Source organism: Protofrankia sp. CiT1 (assembly GCF_917627335.1).
In the GTDB taxonomy this organism is placed as follows: Bacteria; Actinomycetota; Actinomycetes; order Frankiales; family Frankiaceae; genus Protofrankia.
The window spans coordinates 10,249-14,391 of sequence record NZ_CAKJTP010000112.1 but is presented as its reverse complement, the minus strand read 5'-3'; the positions used below and the strand labels follow the sequence as shown (position 1 = coordinate 14,391).

The 4,143-nt window shown below is 65.9% G+C and carries 4 protein-coding genes; 2 read left to right on the top strand and 2 right to left on the bottom strand.

All coding sequences use genetic code 11. The annotated features are described in order from the left end of the window. Positions 1 to 508 (top strand): hypothetical protein (locus MJ785_RS16050; protein ID WP_239381569.1); only part of this gene is annotated, 508 nt, incomplete at its 5' end. Between the two features lie 243 nt (positions 509 to 751). Then, complete coding sequence (locus tag MJ785_RS16045) at positions 752 to 2,590, top strand: acyl-CoA dehydrogenase (RefSeq protein ID WP_239310740.1); 1,839 nt, start codon at positions 752 to 754, stop codon at positions 2,588 to 2,590. Between the two features lie 264 nt (positions 2,591 to 2,854). Here MJ785_RS16045 and MJ785_RS16040 read toward each other — a convergent pair whose 3' ends face one another. Beyond that, on the bottom strand, positions 2,855 to 3,091 hold the full coding sequence (locus MJ785_RS16040) for a hypothetical protein (RefSeq protein WP_239310741.1): 237 nt from the start codon (positions 3,089 to 3,091) through the stop codon (positions 2,855 to 2,857). A 234-nt stretch (positions 3,092 to 3,325) separates the two neighbouring features. Continuing rightward, positions 3,326 to 4,143, bottom strand: an 818-nt coding sequence (locus MJ785_RS16035; protein WP_239381567.1) for a dihydrolipoamide acetyltransferase family protein, incomplete at its 5' end; no start/stop codon positions are given.

Below are 4,143 nucleotides of genomic sequence, written 5' to 3'. Positions count from 1 at the left end.
GCCACCCGCCACCGCCTCGCCCGCCGGTGGCCAGAGCGATCCGTCGCGGTCTGGGGGCAGCCCGACCACCTCAGGGGATCCCGCGGGGCCGGGTGCCGCGACCGTTCCCGGGACATCCCCGAACGACGTGGGGAGCGAAGCCGGCAGCGGCGCTCCGGGTACGCCAGGGTCCGCCACCCCAGGCCCAGGCCAGGACGTCCCAGCCCGGACCGTTCCAGCGGAGCGGATGCGTGCTGTGTTCGTCGGGGAACCATGTGTTCCGAGCGTCGACTCCGTTCCGCGGCAGGCCGTGAACGGGCTGCTTCTCTACTGCGGACAGGCGGATTCGGGCCAGCCGCGTTGGGGGGTGGCGAGTCCGCCACCGCCACAGGGGCCGGTTGTGCCGGTGCCGGGTACCGAGTGCGACGCCAGCACTGATGGCGATGGGGTCGTCCAGGGTGCGGACGGGCGTCTGGTTGCCTGCATTCGTGATCTTGATGGCAGCTCTCGCTGGAGCGACGCTTCGTAATGGCAGCACTTTAGGTAGTCATTTGCTTGCGAAAAGTAGTAAAATGTTGGATGCTGCCATGGAGATTGATCAAATATTACTAAAAGTAACTTTTTTAGCGCCATTCTGTCAGCTATCACGTTGTTCCAGTATTTGTTCCATGGATGGTTACCAGCGAGTAGCATGGGTATTAGTTACTGGCCAGTAGGAGCATGCCGGTTCCCTCGGTGACAACCGAAGCCGGCACTTCCCGGGGAGACCACCATGGGGCACTACAAGAGCAACCTCCGCGACATCGAGTTCAACCTGTTCGAGGTACTGGGCGTGGACCAGACACTGGAGCACGGCCCGTTCGCGGATATGGATCGTCAGACAGCCCACGACGTGCTTGTCGAGGTCGACAGGCTGGCTACCGGTCCGCTGGCCGAGTCCTTCTCGGAGGCCGACCGCAATCCACCGGTGTTCGACCCGGACGCCGGCACCGTCACGCTGCCAGAGGCGTTCAAGAAGTCCTACGTGGACCTCATGGCCGGCGAGTGGTGGCGCCTTTTCGTACCGGCGCACCTGGGCGGTATGGGTGCCCCGCCATCGGTCGTCTGGGCCGCTTCGGAGCTCATCCTCGGGTCCAACCCGGCAGCGTTCATGTACATGAGCGGTCCGACCTTCGCCGGGATTCTCGACGGGCTCGGCAACGCCGCGCAGCGGACGTTCGCCCGCCAGGCAATCGAGCGGCAATGGGGCGGGACGATGGTGCTCACCGAGCCCGACGCGGGTTCGGACGTGGGTGCGGGCCGCACCAGGGCGCTGGCACAGGCCGACGGCACCTGGCACATCGAGGGCGTGAAACGATTCATCACTTCAGGTGACTGGGATGTTCCGGAGAACATCTTCCATCTCACTCTTGCCCGGCCAGAGGGCAGCGGACCGGGCACCAAGGGACTGTCCATGTTCCTGGTCCCGAAGTTCTTGGTGGACCCGGTGACCGGCGAACCTGGCGAGCGCAACGGTGTCTACGTCACCGGCGTCGAGAAGAAGATGGGGCTGAAGGTATCCACCACCTGTGAGCTGCGCTTCGGCGAGAAGCACCCGGCGGTCGGCTGGCTCGTCGGGGACGTCCACGACGGCATCGCCCAGATGTTCGAGGTCATCGAGTACGCCCGCATGATGGTGGGCACCAAGGCCATCGCGACACTGTCCACGGGGTATCTGAACGCCCTGGAGTTCGCGCGGAGCCGGGTCCAGGGCGCTGATCTGACGCAGCTCATGGACAAGGCCGCACAGCGTGTCACGATCATTCATCACCCGGACGTCCGGCGGATGCTCATGTTGCAGAAGGCGTACGCGGAAGGCATGCGCGCGCTTGTCCTGTACACCGCCACCGTCCAGGACAGGGTTGCCGTGGCGAACGCCGCGGGCACGCCGGACGACCTCGCCGGACGGCTCAACGACCTGCTGCTGCCGATAGTCAAGGGCGTTGGCTCCGAGCGGTCCTATGAACTGCTGGCGACGTCCCTGCAGGTTTTCGGTGGTTCTGGCTACCTGCAGGATTACCCGATCGAGCAGTACATCCGCGACGCGAAGATTGACACCCTGTACGAGGGCACCACGTCCATCCAGGGACAGGACTTCTTCTTCCGCAAGATCGTGCGAGATCGCAGCCAGGCCCTCAGCGCGTTGTTCACCGAGATCCAGAGCTTCGCCAAGGACGGCGCGGGGGACGGCGCACTGCGCCGGGAACGGGAGATCCTGGCTGCCGCGCTGGAGAACGTCCAGTCCATGGTCGATGTGCTGACCGGTTTTCTCGCCGGTACCGCGCAGGATCCCAGGCAGGTGTACAAGGTGGGTCTGAACACCACGCGGCTGCTGATGAGTGTCGGCGACCTTGTGATCGGCTGGCTGCTGCTGCGTCAGGCCGAGGTGGCCACAGCGGCGCTCACCGGATCGCAACAGGCCTCGGCAGCCAGGGAGCGTGCCTTCTACGAGGGCAAAGTGTCCACAGCCCGGTGGTTCGTCGCGAACGTGCTGCCCGAACTGTCGATTCGGCTCAGCGTTCTCCAGGCTACCGATCTTGACTTGATGGACCTGACTGAGGACGCGTTCTGACAGCTGCCCCACACCGGGCGCCGCTCGGGCGTCGTTCGGAGGCGGGGCGGGGCGATGGTCACCACATGCAACCGTCGGGCGCGCGAGACAGAGCCTGGATCGCGCCCCCGGCGGCCCGCCGCTACCAGGCTCCCAGCCCCTGACGTGCCCGGCGGAGGCACGCGGGAGCTGACGGCAGCGGCACGCGGCCGAACGCCTGCCGCGCGTTCACCGGCTGTCGGCCTGTTGCGGCACGGCGGGGTGATCCTCGGACCACCGGTCGTTTCATGACGTACGCAGCGGCGGGAAAGCCTGGTCCAGCTCATTGCGCATGTCCCGCTTGAGCAGGTCGTCGGCCTCGGAAGTGCCCTGGCCCTCCAGCAGGAATCTCGCCACCCGCAGCGTCAGATCGACGCGTTCAGCGAGGTTGAGAGGTCCGTTAAAACGGCCGCTGGAGCCTGCGGAGGTCAGGACCTTGGCGACAAATTCGTCGGCGGCCTGCAGTGCCTCCACGCGCGTCATGCGTTTCACCCCTTTGTACGGAAGCTGTGTCGGAAGCCGTAAGCAAGGCGCAACCGTACCAGGCGAGCTCCTTCCTCCGTTGTCCGCCCCATCCCGTGCTCTTTGTCCCGGTTGATGTCCCGGGTTGGTCTGTTGTGTCCCGTCTTGTGGATACCTCGGCGGGTGCTCGCTATGGCCTCATAATCGTTACTCACAGACACCAGAACGCGGGTCCGCGGGTGCCGCGGAGACTGGTCAACTCCAGGCCAGGGCCACGGCTGGGTCGGCGAGCATCGCGCCGACGTCCGCGAGTACCCTGGCGCCGAGCTCGCCGTCGACGATCCGGTGGTCGAAGGTCAGGGCGAGTTGCGCGACCGTCCGGACGGCGAGTTCTCCGTTGTGTATCCACGGCGTCGGACGGATGGCGCCAAGGGCGAGGATCGCGGCCTCCGGCGGGTTGAGGATGGGCGTTCCGATGTCGACTCCGAACACGCCGATATTGGTAATTGTGATGGTTCCGCCGCGTAGCGAATCAGGTGTGATTTTTCCAGCGCGGGCAGCCGTGGTCAGTTCATGCAGGGCGTGCCCGAGCGCGACGAGCCCCATCCCCTGCGCCCGCGGGATGTTCGGCACCACGAGCCCTCGGGGCGAGGCCACCGCGATCCCGAGGTTGACATCCTCATGGATGAGGATCTGCGCGGGTGCGTCACCGACCGCTTCCGCCCAGCTGGAATTGATCATTGGATGCCGCTGGACCGCGGTCAACAGCGCCTGTGCGACAAACAACAGCGCGGTCACCTTCACACCCGTGAACTCGGGCAGGGCGGCAATCCGGTCCCGAGCCGCCATCATCTCGGTGACATCGACGCTGACGAACTCGGTTACCTGCGGCGCGGTGTACGCGCTGGTCACCATTGCCGCCGCGGTCGCGCGCCGGACGCCGGTCACCGGTATCCGGCGGACGCGGCTGGCAGGCTCCTCACGGGCAGGCAGCCGGGCCGCCTCGACGTCCGCCCGGCTGATCGTTCCGTGCGGCCCAGTACCGGCGATCCGCCACAGGTCGATGCCGAGAT